The following is an 18261-nucleotide window of genomic DNA, read 5'->3' on the forward strand; positions in this document are numbered from 1 at the left end:
GCGGACTATGCCGCCAGGCGCTGGGCCTCGGCCACCGCTTCGGCGAGGGTGTCCACCACCGGGACGCCGGCCCCCTCGAGGCTGGCGCGGCTGTGCGAGCCGCCGGTGTAGAGCACCGCACGGGCTCCCGCGTGCCGCGCGGCCACCGCGTCGTCCGCGGCGTCCCCGATCACCACCGTCCGCGCCGGGTCCACCGCCGCGGACAGCGCGCCCAGGTGCCGGACCATGTGCTCGGCCTTGCTGCCCCCGGAAGGCCCCGTCCGCCCGTCGACGCGCAGGAAGTGCGCCTCGATGCCGAAGCCCCTGACCAGGGGTATCAGATCCGCGTGCCCGTACATGCTGAGGATCGACTGGCTGCGCCCGGCGGACACCCACCCGGCGAGCAGCTCCGCAGCGCCCTCGGTGAGGCCGCAGTGGACGCGGTGCTCGGCGTAGTACCGGTGGAAGACCTGGTCCATGGCCTCCCACTCCGCCTGGGTGGGCAGCCGTCCGAGCAGCCTCTCGTAGAACTTCGGCACCGGCACGCAGTACAGCGCGCGGTACCGCTCCAGCGTGATCGGCTCCAGGCCGAGCTCCGCGAAGGCCGCGTTCGTCGCGCCGACGACGGCGTCGTTGTCGTGGAACAGCGTGCCGTTCCAGTCCCAGACGATGTGCGCCGCTGACTGTTTCCCCATGCCCGAGAACGTACCCGTCACCACTGACAATCAGCTCCCCGCAACGTGCCCCACCAGGTTGGGGATCTCCTGCGTGGCGTACCAGAGCAGCTCGTGGTCCTCGGCACCGTCCACGACGAACTGCGCGTCGTCGTCACCGGCGCCGGCCGCGTCGAGCGCCCCGGCCGCCGCGCTCACGTCGGCCTCCGCCTCGTCCGAGTCCACGTGCACCGCGGCCGCCTTGGCCAGCGCCACCGTGCGGGCCACCCGCACCTCGCCCAGGGCGACCGGGTCGAGCGCCCGGTCCGGGTCGGCGGCCGCCTCGCCGTCGGGTACGTCCACGGCGACGACGACCCGCCGACGGGGGGCGTCCGGTTCGGCCGCGAGCAGCCGCAGCGAGGCCAGGGCGGCCCGGCTGAGGGCGGCGTACTCGAGCTCCTCCATGTCGTCGGAGAGGTACCACTCTCGCAGGGCGGGCGTGACGGCGTACGCGGTGAACGGCCCCTTGCCCAGCTCCCCCGTCCTGTGCGCCTCGGCGAGCCCGGGGAGGGTCAGGGGGACGTAGACGCGCATGGCTTGGCCGCTTTCGTGGTCGGAGGCTGTGCATGGGGCCGGGCCGCGAGAAGACTCGGCCGGGGCCACCCGGACGGCCTTCAGGATACGTGCGGGTGTCCCCTTTCGTGGCCCTGCCGGCACGCCCGGACGCGTCCACCCCGCGCCGCGGATGTCACCCTGCGCCGGCCGGTGCGCCCAGGCCGGCGGCCCGTGCCGCCACCCGGATAGGTGAACTTCCCCGACGCCCGCCACGGCCCCGCCTCTTCCTTGCAGCGGTGACACCGGCCCCGTACAAGATCCCCACCAGCAAGTTACCGACCGGTATCCCTCCGGCCGACGACGAACGGGGCCCCATGAACAAGGTCATGACCAGAACCCACCGCCGCCCGGGCACCCGCCCCGACACCCGCCCACCGGGCCGTCCCGGCGGGGTCCCGCCCCGGACACCGGGCGGGAGCGTCCGCCGCACTCCGGGAGGCGGCAGCCGCCCACCGGGGTCGCCGGGCGACCGGTCCCGCACCGGCCCCCGCGACACCCGCCCGCCGACCCGCCCGAGCCGGACCGCCGCGCCCACCCCACAGGCCGCCCGACCCGAGGTCCGCACGGCCCAACTGCCCCTCACCACCGACCTCTTCGCCGACCGCCTCCTCGCCGTGCTCAGCGGGCAGAAGCCGGTGCACTGGATGCTCCGCCACACCGTGGGCCGCGCCTACGACGAACTGGCACGGCTCGCCGAACGCGGCCCCCTGCGCACTCGCGGAACCCGCCCGGTCGTCCGCGACATCGGTTACTACGAGCCCCGCCCGGGCGCCGTGGAGGCCTTCGCCCGCATCGGCGCCGGCGACCAGCTCCGCGCGATGGCCTTCCGACTGGAACTGGGCCGCGACCTCCGCTGGCGCTGCACGGCGGTGGAACTGGGCGGCCCCCGCCCACCCCACCCGAACGACGACTGATCCCCAAGGAGCGAAAGACGCCTGGCGCACCCCAGCGGGCCCCACAGGCCCGGGCGGGACGGCGACCGACCCCAAGGCCGCGGCAACCTGCGGAGAGCCGCGCAGCAGGCAGGAAGGGTCCTCGGAGCACGGCCGGGCCGACGGAGCGAGTTCCTGCGGGCAGCGCAGCGCGCAGGCCCGCAGAGCCGGCCCGGGCCCGTCCGGGAAGCAGGAGGGCCGGGCGCCCCCAGAGGTGCCCGGCCCTCCTACGAACGTGCCGTTACTTCTTGCGGCGGCGGCCCGCCTTGGCCTGCTTGCGGCGTTCCGCGCGGGTGAGTCCGTCGGACTCGGAGCGGACCGGCTCGCCGTCGGTGGCGAACTCCCCCTCGACGATGCCGCCCTCGCCGTCCACGGTCGGCGCGGAGAAGTGCAGCTCACGCCGTTGCGGAGCGTCCAGCCCCTTGGCCCGGATCTCCGGACGCGCACCCGCCTGCGCCGGCACCGCGTCGTGCTTCTCCAGGTCGGCCACCGGCTTGGCGTCCTCGACCGGAACCTCCTCGACCTGCTGCTCGACCTGGACCTCCAGGTTGAACAGGTAGCCGACGGACTCCTCCTTGATGCCCTCCATCATCGCGGTGAACATGTCGAAGCCCTCGCGCTGGTACTCCACCAGCGGGTCCTTCTGCGCCATCGCGCGCAGGCCGATGCCCTCCTGGAGGTAGTCCATCTCGTAGAGGTGCTCGCGCCACTTGCGGTCGAGGACCGACAGCACGACCCGGCGCTCGAGCTCACGCATGATCTCGGAGCCGAGCTGCTCCTCACGCGCCTGGTACTGCTCGTGGATGTCGTCCTTGATGGAGTCGCCGATGAACTCGGCGGTCAGCCCGGCCCGGTCGCCGGCCGCGTCCTCCAGCTCCTCGATGGTGACCTTCACCGGGTAGAGCTGCTTGAACGCGCCCCACAGCCGGTCGAGGTCCCAGTCCTCCGGGAAGCCCTCGGCGGTCTCCGCCTGGACGTAGGCGTCGATGGTGTCGTCCATGAAGTGCTGCACCTGCTCCTGGAGGTCCTCGCCCTCCAGGACGCGGCGCCGCTCGCCGTAGATGACCTCGCGCTGGCGGTTGAGCACCTCGTCGTACTTCAGGACGTTCTTACGGGTCTCGAAGTTCTGCTGCTCGACCTGCGACTGGGCGGAGGCGATCGCGCGCGTGACCATCTTGTTCTCGATCGGCACGTCGTCGGGGACGTTCGCCATCGACATCACGCGCTCGACCATCTGTGCCTTGAACAGGCGCATCAGGTCGTCACCGAGGGAGAGGTAGAAGCGGGACTCGCCCGGGTCGCCCTGACGGCCGCTGCGGCCGCGCAGCTGGTTGTCGATCCGGCGCGACTCGTGCCGCTCCGTACCGAGGACGTAGAGACCGCCGAGCTTCTCGACCTCCTCCTTCTCCGCCCGGACGGCCTGCTCGGCCTTCTCCAGGGCGGCGGGCAGGGCGTGGGCCCACTCCTCGATGTGCTCCTCGGGGTCGAGCCCGCGCTGGCGCAGCTCCGCCTCGGCGAGGTCCTCGGGGTTGCCGCCGAGCTTGATGTCCGTACCGCGTCCGGCCATGTTGGTGGCGACCGTCACGGCGCCCTTGCGGCCGGCCTGGGCCACGATCTGCGCCTCGCGCTCGTGGTGCTTGGCGTTGAGCACCTCGTGCTGGATGCCGCGCTTGCTGAGCTGCTGGGACAGGTACTCCGACTTCTCGACGGAGGTGGTGCCGACGAGGATCGGCTGTCCCTTCTCGTGCTTCTCGGCGATGTCGTCGACGACCGCCTCGAACTTGGCGACCTCGGTGCGGTAGATCAGGTCGGACTGGTCCTTGCGGACCATCGGCTTGTTGGTGGGGATCGGGACCACGCCGAGCTTGTAGATCTGGTGGAACTCGGCGGCCTCGGTCATCGCCGTACCGGTCATGCCGGAGAGCTTGTTGTAGAGGCGGAAGAAGTTCTGCAGGGTGATCGTGGCGAGCGTCTGGTTCTCGTCCTTGATGTCCACCCCTTCCTTCGCCTCGATCGCCTGGTGCATGCCCTCGTTGTAGCGGCGGCCGGCGAGGATACGGCCGGTGTGCTCGTCGACGATCATGACCTCGCCGTCGATGACGACGTAGTCCTTGTCGCGCTTGAAGAGCTCCTTGGCCTTGATGGCGTTGTTCAGATAGCCCACGAGGGGGGTGTTCACCGACTCGTAGAGGTTGTCGATGCCCAGCCAGTCCTCGACCTTGGAGACGCCGGCCTCGTGGATGGCGACGGTGCGCTTCTTCTCGTCGACGTCGTAGTCGCCGGTCTCCTCGACTCCCTTGAGGGGGTTGCCCGCCTCGCCCCTCTTCAGGCGCAGGACGAGCTTGGCGAAGTCGCCGTACCACTTGGTGGCCTGGTCGGCCGGGCCGGAGATGATCAGCGGCGTACGGGCCTCGTCGACCAGGATGGAGTCGACCTCGTCGACGATGGCGAAGTTGTGGCCGCGCTGGACCAGTTCGTCCTGCGACCAGGCCATGTTGTCGCGCAGGTAGTCGAAGCCGAACTCGTTGTTCGTGCCGTAGGTGATGTCGCAGGCGTACTGCTCGCGGCGCTGGGCCGGCGTCATGTTGGCGAGGATGCAGCCGACGTTCAGGCCCAGGAACTTGTGGACGCGGCCCATCATCTCCGAGTCGCGCTCGGCCAGGTAGTCGTTGACCGTGACGATGTGGACGCCGTCTCCGGACAGGGCGTTCAGATACGCGGGCAGGGTGCCGACGAGCGTCTTGCCCTCACCGGTCTTCATCTCCGCGACGTACCCCAGGTGGAGGGCGGCGCCGCCCATCATCTGGACGTCGTAGTGCCGCTGGCCGAGGACGCGCTTGGCGGCCTCGCGCACGGTGGCGAAGGCCTCGGGCAGCAGGTCGTCCAGGCTTTCACCGTCGGCGTACCGCTGCTTGTACTCATCGGTGAGGGCCCTCAGCTCGGCGTCGGAGAGGTCGACGAAGTCCTCTTCGATGGAGTTGACCTGGTCCGCGATGCGGTGCAGCTTGCGCAGGATCTTGCCTTCGCCTGCACGCATGATCTTCGAGAGGACGGACACGGGGGTTGGTCTCCTTGCCGGTCGGGCCTGGGACGGTCGGTTTCCATTTGACTTGATTGAGCAACGGCCATCGTATGCGAGGACCCCGCCAAGCCGGGAGGGCCTGCCGTGACGGTCCCCGCCCGCTGCTCCGCTTCGCCTTCAATGGGACAACGGCCCAGGGTCGCCGATGGTGCCGCGTTCCGGCGGCGAATTGCGCGAATCGTGGTCGCGTGCTCACGGAGCGCGAAAAGCGATGGCGCACCTCGCGGCGGTCCGAGGACAATCAGGCGATGGAACCCGTCACGCTCACCACCGACCGGCTCGTGCTGCGCACCGTGGGCCCCGAGGACACGGACGCGGTGTTCGCCGCGGCCCAGGACCCCGACATCCAGCGCTGGACCACCGTGCCGTCGCCCTATCTGCACGAGCACGCGCAGGGCTTCACCGGGCAGCTGGTGCCCGACGGCTGGGCCGGCGACTCGATGTTCACCTTCGGGCTCTTCCTGCCCGCGGGCGACCTGGTCGGCATGCTCGGTGTCACCATGCGCGGACTGGGCGAGGCGGAGATCGGCTACTGGGGCACCAAGGAGCACCGGGGCAACGGCTACGTCTCCGAGGCAGCGTCGGCCGTGGCCCGCTGGGCCTTCACCGAGCGCTCCGTGGACCGGCTGGAGTGGCGTGCCGAGGTCGGCAACCAGGCCTCCCGCGCGGTGGCCGAACGGGCCGGCTTCACGGTGGAGGGCACCCTGCGCTCGGCCCTCAACAACAAGGGCGTGCGCCGGGACTGCTGGGTGGGCTCCCTGCTGCCCTCGGACCTCGGCCTGCCCTCGGCGGCGCCCTATCTGCCCGCCCGCGCGTGATGCCTTCGGCCCCTCGATGTCTCTGCGCATCCCGAGGCCCGCGGACAGATCCCCAGGTCGGCGCGGGTTGTCAGTGCGGGGCCCTATCGTGCCCAGCATGACGACCGCCCCGCGTCCCACCACCGAGCTCTCCGCGGACGAAGCCCGCCGCATGGCCCTGCGCGCCCAAGGCCTCCTCGGCGCACCCGACCGGAGGTCCGGCGTGCGCGGCGTCCTGCGTCACCTCGGCGCGGTCCAGCTGGACACCATCTCCGTCCTGGCCCGTTCCCACGAACTCATCCCCTACGCCCGGCTCGGCGCGGTCGGCCGCAGGACGGTAGAGGACGCGTACTGGAAGGACACCCACGCCTTCGAGTACTGGTCGCACGCCGCCTGCATCCTCCCGATCGAGGAATGGCCCCACTTCGCGTTCCGCCGCCGCGCCTACCGCGACCGCCCTCACTGGAACCACCAGCTTCCCGACGGCGCCTACGACCAGGTGATCAAGCAGTTGCGGGCCGAGGGACCGCTGACGGCGACCGAGCTGGGCGGCGCGAAGCGGACCAGCGAGTGGTGGGACTGGTCCGGTGCGAAGGTCGCCGTCGAGCGCGCCCTGATGTACGGCGAGGTGGTCTGCGTGGAGCGCCGCGGCTGGAAGCGGGTGTACGACCTCGCCGAGCGCGCGGTGCCCGCCGAGCTGCTGCACGACGAACTGGACGACGCCGAGTGCCTGCGCCGCCTGGTCCGGCTGGCCGGTCAGTCCCTGGGCGTGGGCACGCGCGCGGACATCGCCGACTACCACCGTCTCAAGGCCGAGCAGGTGGACGCGGTGATCGCGGACTCGGGTCTGGTGCCGGTCACGGTGGAGGGCTGGGGCAGGCCGGCCTGGGCGGACCCGGCGGCGCTTCTGACGCCCCCGCGCGGCCGCCACCGTACGACCCTGCTGTCCCCCTTCGACTCGCTGGTCTGGGAGCGGGCCCGCACCGAGCGGATCTTCGGCTTCACCCACCGCCTGGAGGCCTACGTCCCCAAACCCAAACGGGTCCATGGCTACTTCGCGATGCCGGTGCTCGCCGGCGGCCGTCTCGTCGGCCGGGTGGACCCCGCCCGTGCCGGACGCACCCTGGTCGCCAAGCAGGTCACCCTGGACGGCGTGAGGGCCGTGCCCGCGGTGGCGCAGGCGCTGGTCGAGGCGGCGAGCTGGGTGGACTGCACGGACGTGCGCGTCGAGCGGGTGGACGCGCCCGAGCTGCGCGAGGCCCTCGTCCGGGAACTGGCCGGCGCGCTCGGCTGACCGCCACTGAGCGGCGCACGCGCCCGTCAGCGGATCTCGAGGATCTTCTCCCGCATCGCGTAGACGACCGCCTCCATCCTGGAGTGCAGCTGCAGCTTCTCCAGGATGTTGCGGACGTGGTTCTTCACGGTGTTCTCCGAGATGAACAGCTCCTTGGCGATGTCCCGGTTGTTCATGCCGGTGGCGACGAGCTTGAGCACCTCCAGCTCCCGGTCGGTCAGCCGGGGCGCGGGCACCAGCCGGCGCTCGTCGGTGCGCTGGATCATCGACTTGAACTCGGTGAGGAGCTTGGAGGCCATCGAGGGGCTGATCTGCGACTGCCCGTCGGCCACCGCGCGGATGGCGGTGGCCACCTCGTCGGTGGAGATCTCCTTGAGCAGATAGCCCGTGGCGCCCGCCTTGATCGCGTCGTAGAGGTCGGCCTCCTCGTCGCTGATCGTCAGCATGATGATCTTCGCGCTGGGGGCGACCTCCTTGATCGAGGTGCAGGCCTCGATCCCGCCGCGCCGGGGCATCCGCACGTCCATCAGCACGATGTCGGGCAGCAGGTCGGCGGCCTTGTCCACGGCCTCCGCGCCGTCCCCGGCCTCGCCGACGACCTGGATGTCCTCCTCGGCGGCGAGCACGATCTCCAGTCCGCGACGGAAGAGGGCGTGGTCGTCGACGACAAGGACTCTGATCGGCTCCTTGCGTGGAGTGCCCGCCTCCGGGCCCATGCCGACGACGCCGTCGTCGGCATCCTCGTCCCGCATCGGTCCGAAGCTGTCCGTCATCGTGTTCCTCCCCCTGAGGCTGTGGCCTGGTGTCTCGTGCCGTGGCCAACCCAAGGCAACGGCCCATCCGTTGAGCCGTTGCGGCCATGATTCCATGTCCGGCCGACACCGTGGTGACCGAGACGTGCGCCCCGGGGTCGCACACCGGTGCCCCTGGGGGCGCACACGCGCTCCAGGGGCACCGGCTCAGCTGTCGGCCGGGGGGGTCAGCCGCCCAGCGTGCCGCCCGCCTCGGGAGAGTGCGTCTGAGTGACCATCGTGTCCGTCCGCAGATGGATCACGCCGTAGTCGTAGGCGTGCCGGCGGTAGACGACGCTGGGTTCCTTGGTCTCGGAGTCGACGAACAAGTAGAAGTCGTGCCCGACCAGTTCCATCTCGTAGAGGGCCTGGTCGAGGGTCATCGGGGAGGCGACGTGGGTCTTCTCCCGGACGACGAGGGGTCCGTCCCCCTGCACCTCCAGCGAGCCGACCTTCTTGGTGGGCACCTGGCCCGCTTCCTCTTCCCGGGACGCGTTCGCCCCGCCCATCGTCGCCGCGCCCGGGACGTGGTCGGGCACCTCCGCCGCCGAGATCCGGCGCGCGCCACGCCGGGAGAAACGCTTGTCGTGCTGCTTGCGCAGCCGGGCCCCCAGCTTTTCCGCCGCCAGGTCGAGCGCCGCGTACGGATCGCTGGCTGCCGCCTCCGCCCGGATCACCGGACCGCGGGAGCGGAGCGTGATCTCCACTCGGTCGCAACGGTCGGCCTGTCGGGGGTTGGGCTCCTTGGACACCTCGACGTCGAGGCTGATCACCTTGCCATCGAGCTTCTGGATCTTCTCCAGGTTCAGCTTCTCGGCCACGTGCTTGCGGAACCGCTCGGGCACCTCGGTCTTGCGGCCCTTGACGACGATGTCCACGCAGAACTCCGTTCCCGGATCGCTCCGCTTCGACGGCGGAGCATCTCCCTTTTGCACCCGGTTCCGGTCAGCCCCGGAACCTCGGACTCGGTGACGTCCACCTCCTCCTCCCCCGTGGGCAAGATCTCCACCCAGCCGTGCGGGTGATTGCGAAAACCCGCGGCACGGCATTCGGATATGACGGGGATGGCCTGCGCCTTTCCCTCACAACCGAACATATCTCGCCCGGACGGATGACGTCACCCTCTACTGCGGCGTACCTCCGTTCAGGTGAATTGACCTTCTCATTACCGGCAACGACGCGAGTTCGCAGTCAGTTCCGGTTTATTTCGAAGGAATCCGGCGACGACGCGACAACGGCCGCGCAGATCACCTCACCCGGGCCGATGGCAGCCGCCCTTTCCCCTGTGTCGTACACCGAGTTCCCCTCCTTCCGCCGTGCTCCCCTGTTCTTGTCCCCCATCCCTTCCCGGGTCCGCGCCGCGTACACGGCGGCGGGCGCACGGTCGTGCGCCGGCCCGCGCGCGGCCGCTCCGACCACCCGCGCCGCCTCCGCGAGCGACGCTCCCGTCGTCATCAGGTCGTCCACGAGGACCACCGGACCGCCGAGCAGCAGCCGGACGCCCGCTCCCGCGACCGCCAGAGCCCCGGAGAGGTTGTCCCTGCGCTGCCGGGAGTCCAGCCCCGACTGGTCCGCCACCGCACGCCGCTGCCGCAGCACGGCCACGGCCCGCGCCGGAGTTCCGCACCGTCGCAGTTCGGCGGCCGCCGCGAGCGCGATCCGGCGCGTCGGATCATGCCCGCGCGCCCGCACCGCACGCCGGGCCGACGGCACCGGAACGAGCAGCACCGGTCCCCCGGCGCCCACGCCCAGGGCCTGTCGCAGCCCGGCCCGCACCGCGCCCGCCAGGGCCGCGCCCAGCGGGGCGGCCAGGGCCAGCGCGCCGCGCTCCTTGTGGGCCAGGAGCAGCGCCCGCACCTCGTCCGCGTAAGGAGCCGCCGCGTGCACGGCGGGCAGGCCGGACGGCTCCGGCTCCGGCCTCACCCGGCGCGGCGCGGCCCCGGCGAGGACCGCACGGCACCGGGGGCAGAGCACCGTGCGAGGCCTGCCGCAGCCTCCGCACTCGGCCGGCAGTACCAGGTCGGCCAGGTCCTGCCACCACCCGCGCATGACCCCACTGTGCCAACGCCGGAGCGACCCTGCCAGCCCTGTGGAAAACCCCTGTGGAAAACTCCGGCGGGGCCGTTCAGCCCGGATAGACCGGCGCCGACCCGTCCTTGACCACCTTCTGCCACTGCGCCCCGGACGGCATCCGCACGATCCCGTCCTCCGAGTACGCCACCAGCGGCAGCCGCTCGTCGTCGGACGCGGCGATCGACTGCACCCCGGTCAGTGCGGCGGGCGCCGGCCCCTCCGGCGTGGAGCCGTCGACCTGGACGTACCGCATGGTCTGCACTCCGCCCTGCTCGCGCCCGGCCACGACGAGCCGGCTGTCGCCCGCCCACGACATGGCGGTGACGTCCTCCAGTTGCGGCGCCGCCGAGCGCAGCTCCAGCACCGACACCACCGGCCGGTCCCCGCTCCTGTCGTCCCGCTCTATCCGCCCGATGAGCAGCGACCGGTTGCCGTCCTTGTTCTGTACGACCAGCGCGATCCGCACCCCGTCCGCGGCCACCCGCACCGCGTTGACCCTTCCGTCGAGACCGGGCACGCGCACCTCGATGGGCTTGCCCGCGCCCTGCTCGAGCACCAGCAGCCGCGGCCGGGCCGGATCGCGGTCGGCCACCCACAGGTCGCCGCGCGCGTCCCAGCTGGGCGGTGTGAGCCGGTCGTCCTCGGTCTTGCCCGCGCTCTGCAGCACCGGATCACCGAGCGGGGCGCCCGCCGTCATCGGACCGACGAACAGCGACCTGCCGTCGAAGCCGACCGCGGCCGCCGTGTGCTCGTCCCAGGACACGGCCATCGACCTGAACTTCTGGGTGCCCTCCCCGAGCGCCCCCGGCACCGGTTCGGCGGTGCTCGTCGCCGCGCCGCCGCCGGCGATGCGCACCAGCCGGTGCTTGTCGTCGACGAAGTACAGGTATTCGGGCCGCTTCACCGACCCGCGCGTGGCGAGCGTCTCGGCGCGGTCCTCGTCGAGGGTGCACAGGGTGCTGCCGTCGGCGCGCCGCAGTTCGACCGTGTCCACCGTGGGCGTCAGGCTCTGCAGCGTGAACAGCAACTGGGTGGCCATCTCAGTGCACTTCGCGCGTCCCACGCGGGACGCCTTCTCGTTGAGCGGCACGGTCAGCTTGTTCTGGTCGTCGGGCGCCAGGCCCACGACGCCCTTGGGCAGCGCCGTACCGGTCGGGAAGCTGGACCTGACCACCGGTCGCAGCCAGCGCGTCGGCCCCTCCAGCACGGACCGCACCACCTGCGTCATCGCGTCCACGCGCTCACGTACGTAGACCGGATCGGCGACGGCCGTCACGGGCGGCGTCGAGACGGCGGAGGCGGCCCCGGCGCCGGTGGCCGCCGAGCCGTTCGACGCGAAGTAGTACTTGTTGACGGACATGTAGTTGCGCTGGAAGTCCGACTGCCCCATGACCACGCCCTGCGGCAGCACGTCGATGCGCCACTGGCCGGTCTTCTTGTCCCGGGCCAGGTGCACCGGTTGGCTGTAGTGGCCGCCGAGCGGCGTGTACGACTGCTGCTCGTCGACCCGGGCCACCTTGGTGCCGGTCAGTGTGAACGCATAGTCGTCGGTGTCGTCGCGCCCCGTGGAGCGGTCCACCTGGATGTCGGGCCCGTTGGCGAGCACGGTCGTCGCCGCGTCCGGCTGCCACTGCTTCGAGGCCGCGCCGGTCAGATACTGCCGGGCCGTCGCGTACGACGGGTCGTCGCTGGTCAGCGCCTCCAGGAAGCCCTGCACGATCTCCGAGGGCGGAGCGTCCTCGCGCGGCGGCATGGCGAACACCCGTACCTCGGTGTCCTGGCGGGGGGTGGACTCCACGTCCCGCAGGTCCCCGTTGTCGGGCATCGAGGCGCACCCCGCCAGCAGTACGACCCCGCAGGCGGCGAACGCCACCGCGCGCATCGGCCGCTGCCGCGCGCCCCCCTCGCGGTCAGCGCCCACGAAATGCCTCCCCTTGCCTCGGCTCCTCTTGCCCCTGCCCCTGCGTCGGCCCGGCTCCCTCCGGGTCCGCGGGGGTGACGTTCTCCCCGGTCACCGGCTCGGCGGCGGGAACGGCCTCCCGAAGCGCGCCCGAGGCCGGCCGGGGCACCACGCGCGCGCCGTTGCCGGGCAGCGCCGTCGGGTCGGCCGTGGGGGCCACCGGGGCCGGCCGGGACGCGATCGGGTCCCGGGTACGCGCCGCCGCGCCGCCGGACGCCTGCAGGGGCACGGTGGCCCGCTTGGCGCCGTCGTGCGGCAGTCCGGCGTCGGCGAGACCGCGGTTGCGGCGCGAGTCCTTGGGCTCCAGCGGTATCGGCGAGCCCCGCAGCGGCTCGTCGGCCGTCCTCGGCAGAGTCAGCCGGAACTGCGAGCCGCCGCCCGGCTCGCCCCACGCCTGCAGCCAGCCGCCGTGCAGCCGGGCGTCCTCCAAGGCGATCGACAGCCCCAGGCCCGTCCCGCCGGTGGTACGCGCGCGTGCCGGGTCGGCCCGCCAGAAGCGGCTGAAGACGCGGGTGGCCTCACCCGGCTTCAGCCCGACGCCGTAGTCGCGCACCGCGACCGCGACCGCGCCGCCCGCCGCGGCGAGCCGGACCACCACGTCCCGGCCCTCGCCGTGCTCCACGGCGTTGACGACCAGGTTGCGCAGCACACGCTCCAGGCGCCGCGCGTCGGCCTCCGCCACCACGGGCTGCTGGTCCCCGGTCACGCGTATGCGCGTGCCCTTGCGCTCGGCGAGCGGCTCGGCGCCGCTGACGACCCGGCGCACGACCTCCCTGAGGTCGATCGGCTCGGCCTCCAGGGCCGCCGCGCCCGCGTCGAAGCGGCTGATCTCCAGCAGGTCCGCCAGCAGCGACTCGAAGCGGTCGAGCTGGTCGGCGAGCAGTTCCGCCGACCGCGCGGTGACCGGGTCGAAGTCCTCGCGCGCCTCGTGGATGACGTCGGCGGCCATGCGCACGGTCGTCAGCGGGGTGCGCAGCTCGTGGGAGACGTCGGAGACGAAGCGACGCTGCATCCGGGACAGGTCCTCCAGCTGCTGGATCTTCAGCTGCAGGTTCTGCGCCATCTTGTTGAAGGCCTCGCCCAGACGCGCGATGTCGTCCTCGCCGGTGACCTTCATGCGTTCCTGGAGCCGCCCGGCCGACAACCGCTCCGCGATCCCGGCCGCCATCCGCACCGGCGTGACCACCTGGCGCACCACCAGCCACGCGATGGCCCCGAGCAGGACGACGACGAAGAGGCCCGCCGTCGCCAGGGTGCCCTTGACGAGGCTGAGCGACTTCTCCTCCTGGGTGAGCGGGAAGAGGTAGTACAGCTGGTACGGGTCGCCGTTGGGGTCGTTGACCTGCTTGCCGATGACAAGGGCGGGCTGGGGCTCCTTGTCGACGTCCTTGTAGACGATGCGGGTGTAGCTCTGGGCGGCGACCATGCTGCCGTTGATCCGCGCGCGCAGGGCCTCGGGCACGCTCGCGGTGGGGTCCACCTGACCGGAGGCGCGCGGACCGCGCCCGCCGGCGCTGTCGTCGCCCGCGGGCAGCGTCACGACGTCGAAGGCGCCCTGGCCGCCGCTGGAGAGCGAGGACACCAGCTCGCTCATCCAGGAGATGACGTTCTGGGAGGAGTGGCCGTCCCCGGGAGCGCTCTCCTCGGAGGTCCCGCTGGCGGCCTCGTCGGCCTTCTGCTTGGCGACGGCGAACCCGCCGGTGGCCTGGCTCTGCGAGGCCTTCACCTTGGCGTCCAGCAGTCCGTTGCGCACCTGACCGATGACGACGAAGCCGAGCAGCAGGACGACGCCCAGCGACATCAGCAGCGTGGTGGCGACGACCTTGAGCTGGATGTTGCGCCGCCACAGCCGCATGACCGGCAGCAGCGGCCGCCGCACCCAGCGCAGCAGCAGACGCAGGACCGGGCTGCCCTGCACACCACCGTGCAGCAGCCCGCCCTCCAGGAGGCGTCCCCAGCGGGAGCCCGCGCCCTTCCGGCCGACAGGCCGCCCCGCGCGGGCCCCGGTCCGTCCGGGCGCCGAAGCGGCACTGTCCCCGGACATGTCAGCTCGGTCCGGCCTTGTAGCCGACGCCACGCACGGTCACCACGATCTCCGGCTTCTCCGGGTCCTTCTCGACCTTGGAACGCAGCCGCTGGACGTGCACGTTGACCAGGCGGGTGTCCGCCGCGTGGCGGTAGCCCCACACCTGCTCGAGCAGCACCTCGCGGGTGAACACCTGCCACGGCTTGCGGGCCAGCGCCACCAGCAGGTCGAACTCGAGCGGCGTCAGCGCGATCGACTGCCCGTCCCGCTTCACCGAGTGCCCGGCCACGTCGATGACCAGGTCACCGATGGCCAGCTGCTCCGGCGCCGGCTCCTCCGACCTGCGAAGCCGCGCCCGGATACGGGCCACGAGCTCCTTCGGCTTGAACGGCTTGACGATGTAGTCGTCGGCGCCGGACTCCAGGCCCACCACGACGTCCACGGTGTCGCTCTTGGCCGTCAGCATCACGATCGGCACGCCGGACTCCGCCCTGATCAGGCGGCACACCTCGATGCCGTCCCGGCCGGGCAGCATCAGGTCGAGGAGCACCAGATCCGGCTTGGCCTCGCGGAAAGCGGCCAGCGCCTTGTCGCCGTCGGCTACGAAAGACGGCTCGAAACCCTCACCACGCAGCACGATCCCGAGCATCTCGGCCAGTGCGGTGTCGTCGTCGACGACAAGGACTCGTCCCTTCATAAACGACATCATCCCATTCTCGTAACGGTGGCGAAGATCCAGGTGAGGCAGCTCACTGGCCTGTGACGATAGTCGTATCGAGCCGCTACTGTCTGCCCTCGCCCGCGATCACGAGCGGAACACGATACGGGGCCACCGCCCGAGGACGCGCCCGCTAGCCCGACGTGGCCTGTCGCGAGCGACCGCACAATTCGGCCAGCCCCTTGGCGGTCACCGGCGACACGGCGCCCTCCTCGGTGACGATCGCCGTCACCAGCTCGGGCGGGGTCACGTCGAACGCCGGGTTGTACGCCTGGGTGCCGAGCGGCGCGATGGGCAGGCCGCCCCCGGCCCCCGTCACCGGAACCTGCGGGGTGATGAACTCGGTGACCTCGTACCCCGGGCGCTGCTCAACCTCGATGGCCGCGCCGTCCGGGGTCGCCGGGTCGACCGTCGTCACCGGCGCCACCACGATGAACGGCACGTGGTGGTAGCGCGCGAGCACCGCCAGCGGGTAGCTGCCCACCTTGTTCGCCACCGAGCCGTCCGCCGCGATCCGGTCCGCGCCGACCAGCACCGCGTCCACCTCACCGGCCGCGAACAGCGAACCCGCCGCGTTGTCGGTGAGCAGCGTGTACGCCAGGTCGTTGCGGGCCGCCTCGTACGCCGTCAGCCGGGCGCCCTGGAGCAGCGGCCGCGTCTCGTCCACCCACAGCCGCCGCAGCCGCCCCGCGCGGTGCGCGGCCAGCGCCACCGCGAACGCCGTCCCCTCCCCGCCCGACACCAGCGAACCGGTGTTGCAGTGGGTCAGGACACGGTGCCCGCCGCCGGGCAGCAGCTCGTCCAGCAGCGCCAGCCCGTGCTCGGCCATCCGCGCGCTGGCCCGGGCGTCCTCCTGGTGCAGCTGACGCGCGGCGGCCAGCGCCGCCGCGGCCGCCAGCCGGGCGTCACCGGTCTTGGCGAGCGCGCTCTGGTAGGCCGACTGCGCCCGGCGCACACCCACGGACAGGTTCACCGCGGTCGGCCGTGCGCCCGCGAGGGCGGCCGCGGCGTCGTCCACGTCGAAGCCGCGCGCGGCGGCGAGCGCGACGCCGTACGCCCCGGCGATGCCGAGCAGCGGCGCACCCCGCACCGCGAGCGACCTGATCGCCTCCACCAGCGCGGGCGCGTCCGTGCACACCAGCTCGACCTCCTCGGCGGGCAGCCGCGTCTGGTCGAGGAGAACCACGACCGGGCCCTCGGGCGGCTCCTCCCAGCGGATGGCCGGTGTCCCGGCGGGCCGGTTGTCCTCGCGGGTCTGCGCGTACTGATCAGCCATGCCGTCAGTGTGCCCGTTATCCGGCGGACAATTGAAGGTACGCAGCCGCCACCGCGCCCGGTCACCCGAAGACCACCCCATGGCACGATGGCTGCCAAGCTGCCGCCGCGACCGCGGACGGGCACCGTGAAGGAGCGACGATGAAAGACACTCCGGGCTGGGCCTCGCCCGGATCCGCCCCGTCCGACGGCCGGGAACCGGGCGCACCCGGCCCCGCCGACGCCTCCGGCCGGCCCGGTCCCGCGCAGCCGGCACCGCCGGAGCAGCAGCCCGCACGGCCGGAGCAGCAAGAGCAGCCCGTGGACCGTCCGGGCGCGCAGCCGCAGGGCCCCGGCGTGAAGTGGTCCAAGGAGCAGCCGCCCGCCGGCCAGTGGTCCGCACCCGCGGGAGGCCAGGCCCCGCCCGGCGGCACGCCCCCGCCTCCCCCGCCCGGCCCGGGCTGGGGAACCCGGCCCCCGTCCGGCGGCGGCCACGGCGCATACGGTCCTCCCGGCGGCTACGGCCCTCCGGGCAGCGGAGGCTACGGCGGCTACGGCGCCCCGGGCGGCTACAACCCCTGGGGAGCCGGCTGGGGCGGTCCCCCGCCCGCGGCCAAGCCGGGTGTCATCCCGCTGCGCCCGCTCGGCGTAGGCGAGATCCTCGACGGCGCCGTGTCGACCATGCGCGCCCACTGGCGCACCGTCCTCGGCATCTCCCTCGTCGTCGCGGTCGTCACCGAGATCGTCGTCGTCCTCGTACAGGGCCTGGCGCTGAACGACCTCGCCAACAGCGACGCCCTCAACGACCCCAACGCCACCCCCGGCGAGCTGTTCCGCGTCATGGGCGACTCGCTGATCGGGACCGGCTTCGTCTTCGTCGTCTCCATGATCGGCACCGTCCTGGCCACCGCTCTGCTCACCACGGTCACCAGCCGCGCGGTGCTGGGCAAGCCGGTCCGGCTCGGCGAGGCCTGGCGCGACGCACGCCCCCAGGTGCTCAAACTCTTCGGCCTGATCCTGCTGTTGCTGCTCATCGGCGTGGTCGTGTTCGGCGTGGGCATGCTGCCCGGCATCCTCGTCGCCATCTCCGGATCGCCCTTCGGCGGCCTGGCACTCGCTCTCCTGGGCGGCCTGGGCGCGGGCGTGGTCGCCGTGTGGCTGGCGGTGCGCTTCTCCCTGGCCTCGCCCGCGCTGATGCTCGAGAAGCAGGGCATCAGGCAGGCCATGAGCCGCTCGGCCAAGCTGGTCCGCGGCTCCTGGTGGCGGGTCCTCGGCATCCAGCTGCTGGCCGCGGTCATCGTCGGAGTGGTCTCGGCGGTCATCGCCATCCCGTTCAGCCTGATCGCCGCGGCGTTCAGCGGCGAAGGCATCTCCGGCCTGCTGAACGGCACCGGCGACCTCGGCTGGACGTACTTCGTCATCAGCGGGATCGGCGCGGTGATCGCGTCCATGATCAAGTTCCCGATCTCGGCCGGCGTCACCGTGCTCCTCTACATCGACCAGCGCATCCGCCGCGAGGCGCTCGACCTCGAACTGGCCCGAGCCGCCGGTGTCCAGGGCTACGGCGCCGGCACACCCGCCTCCGGGAGCTGATGCCGTGAGCCTGCCGGGGGGAGTTCTCACAGCGCTGCCCGCGCTGCCGCACGCGGCCCGAGGAGCCGTACGGCAACTGCTGCGCGTCCACGCCGCCGCGCTGGCGTCGGGACCGCGCACGGCCACCGAACCGCCGGTGACGATCCCGCGCGACCCCGCGCGGGAGGCGGCCCGGCGCGAGCTGTCCAAGCGGATGTACCACGAGAACGACCCCGGCCTGCTCCAACGCGCCCTCGACAAGTTCTGGGACTGGGTCGACAAACTCTTCGGCTCGGCCGCGGCCTCCACACCGGGAGGCACCCTCGGGCTCGTCGTCGTCATCGTGGCCGTCCTCGCGGTGCTGGGAGCACTGTGGTGGCGCCTCGGCACACCGCGCCGCGAACCCGCCTCCACCGCCGCCCTGTTCGACGACCGCCCCCGCAGCGCCGCCGAACACCGTGCGGCCGCCGAGGCGCACGCCGCCCAGGGCCACTGGAACCAGGCCGTCCAGGAAC

At 72.2% G+C, this 18261-nt stretch carries 14 protein-coding genes and 1 pseudogene; 5 read left to right on the forward strand and 10 right to left on the reverse strand.

Annotation, left to right across the window (positions count from 1 at the left end):
* Window positions 1-5: 5 nt before the first annotated feature.
* Together IE249_RS30145 and IE249_RS30150 are read right to left on the reverse strand one after the other, a co-directional pair.
* Window positions 6-674, reverse strand: coding sequence for an HAD family hydrolase (locus IE249_RS30145; RefSeq protein WP_189709847.1), 669 nt, complete (start codon window positions 672-674; stop codon window positions 6-8).
* A 30-nt stretch (window positions 675-704) separates the two neighbouring features.
* Entirely contained in the window at window positions 705-1226 is a 522-nt protein-coding gene (locus IE249_RS30150; protein WP_189709849.1) for a DUF6912 family protein, read from the reverse strand.
* A gap of 335 nt (window positions 1227-1561) precedes the next feature.
* Between IE249_RS30150 and IE249_RS30155 the strand changes: the two genes are divergently transcribed.
* Window positions 1562-2161, forward strand: coding sequence for an Rv3235 family protein (locus IE249_RS30155; protein WP_189709851.1), 600 nt, complete (start codon window positions 1562-1564; stop codon window positions 2159-2161).
* 259 nt (window positions 2162-2420) lie between these two features.
* Here the strand turns inward: IE249_RS30155 and secA are convergent, their stop codons facing one another.
* Window positions 2421-5237, reverse strand: coding sequence for a preprotein translocase subunit SecA (gene secA, locus IE249_RS30160; protein WP_189709853.1), 2817 nt, complete (start codon window positions 5235-5237; stop codon window positions 2421-2423).
* Window positions 5238-5509: 272 nt separating this feature from the next.
* Here secA and IE249_RS30165 point away from each other — a divergent pair, with 272 nt between their 5' ends.
* Together IE249_RS30165 and IE249_RS30170 are read left to right on the forward strand one after the other, a co-directional pair.
* Window positions 5510-6079 carry a GNAT family N-acetyltransferase gene (locus tag IE249_RS30165; RefSeq protein WP_189709855.1) on the forward strand — a complete coding sequence of 190 codons (570 nt, stop codon included), beginning with the start codon at window positions 5510-5512 and terminating at the stop codon, window positions 6077-6079.
* Between the two features lie 97 nt (window positions 6080-6176).
* Window positions 6177-7352 carry a winged helix-turn-helix domain-containing protein gene (locus IE249_RS30170; protein ID WP_189709857.1) on the forward strand — a complete coding sequence of 392 codons (1176 nt, stop codon included), beginning with the start codon at window positions 6177-6179 and terminating at the stop codon, window positions 7350-7352.
* A 26-nt stretch (window positions 7353-7378) separates the two neighbouring features.
* On the opposite strand, the gene IE249_RS30175 is transcribed toward IE249_RS30170, so the two are convergent.
* The 7 genes from IE249_RS30175 to mtnA all read right to left on the reverse strand — a co-directional run bounded on the left by IE249_RS30175 (window position 7379) and on the right by mtnA (window position 16196).
* On the reverse strand, window positions 7379-8125 hold the full coding sequence (locus tag IE249_RS30175; RefSeq protein WP_189709859.1) for a response regulator: 747 nt from the start codon (window positions 8123-8125) through the stop codon (window positions 7379-7381).
* Between the two features lie 206 nt (window positions 8126-8331).
* The gene (gene hpf / locus IE249_RS30180) at window positions 8332-9021 is read right to left on the reverse strand and encodes a ribosome hibernation-promoting factor, HPF/YfiA family (RefSeq protein ID WP_189709860.1); all 690 of its coding nucleotides are present in this window, start codon (window positions 9019-9021) and stop codon (window positions 8332-8334) included.
* A gap of 313 nt (window positions 9022-9334) precedes the next feature.
* Window positions 9335-10192 (reverse strand): ComF family protein, encoded by an 858-nt coding sequence (locus IE249_RS30185; RefSeq protein WP_189709862.1) that lies wholly within the window; start codon window positions 10190-10192, stop codon window positions 9335-9337.
* A 76-nt stretch (window positions 10193-10268) separates the two neighbouring features.
* The gene (locus IE249_RS30190) at window positions 10269-12137 is read right to left on the reverse strand and encodes an LpqB family beta-propeller domain-containing protein (RefSeq protein ID WP_189709864.1); all 1869 of its coding nucleotides are present in this window, start codon (window positions 12135-12137) and stop codon (window positions 10269-10271) included.
* Window positions 12127-14220, reverse strand: coding sequence for an MtrAB system histidine kinase MtrB (mtrB, locus tag IE249_RS30195; protein WP_189709866.1), 2094 nt, complete (start codon window positions 14218-14220; stop codon window positions 12127-12129). The genes IE249_RS30190 and mtrB overlap by 11 nt, the downstream gene beginning before the upstream one ends.
* Before the next feature lies 1 nt (window position 14221).
* On the reverse strand, window positions 14222-14911 hold the full coding sequence (gene mtrA / locus IE249_RS30200; protein ID WP_009188938.1) for a two-component system response regulator MtrA: 690 nt from the start codon (window positions 14909-14911) through the stop codon (window positions 14222-14224).
* 142 nt (window positions 14912-15053) lie between these two features.
* Window positions 15054-16196 (reverse strand): S-methyl-5-thioribose-1-phosphate isomerase, encoded by a 1143-nt coding sequence (gene mtnA, locus IE249_RS30205; RefSeq protein ID WP_189709868.1) that lies wholly within the window; start codon window positions 16194-16196, stop codon window positions 15054-15056.
* Window positions 16197-16336: 140 nt separating this feature from the next.
* Between mtnA and IE249_RS30210 the strand changes: the two genes are divergently transcribed.
* Window positions 16337-17767 carry a DUF7847 domain-containing protein gene (locus tag IE249_RS30210; RefSeq protein WP_189709870.1) on the forward strand — a complete coding sequence of 477 codons (1431 nt, stop codon included), beginning with the start codon at window positions 16337-16339 and terminating at the stop codon, window positions 17765-17767.
* Window positions 17768-17771: 4 nt separating this feature from the next.
* Window positions 17772-18261, forward strand: a pseudogene (locus IE249_RS38935) (DUF4129 domain-containing protein); the annotation flags it as partial.

It is taken from the genome of Streptomyces anandii JCM 4720, from assembly GCF_014650655.1.
Lineage (GTDB): Bacteria > Actinomycetota > Actinomycetes > Streptomycetales > Streptomycetaceae > Streptomyces > Streptomyces anandii.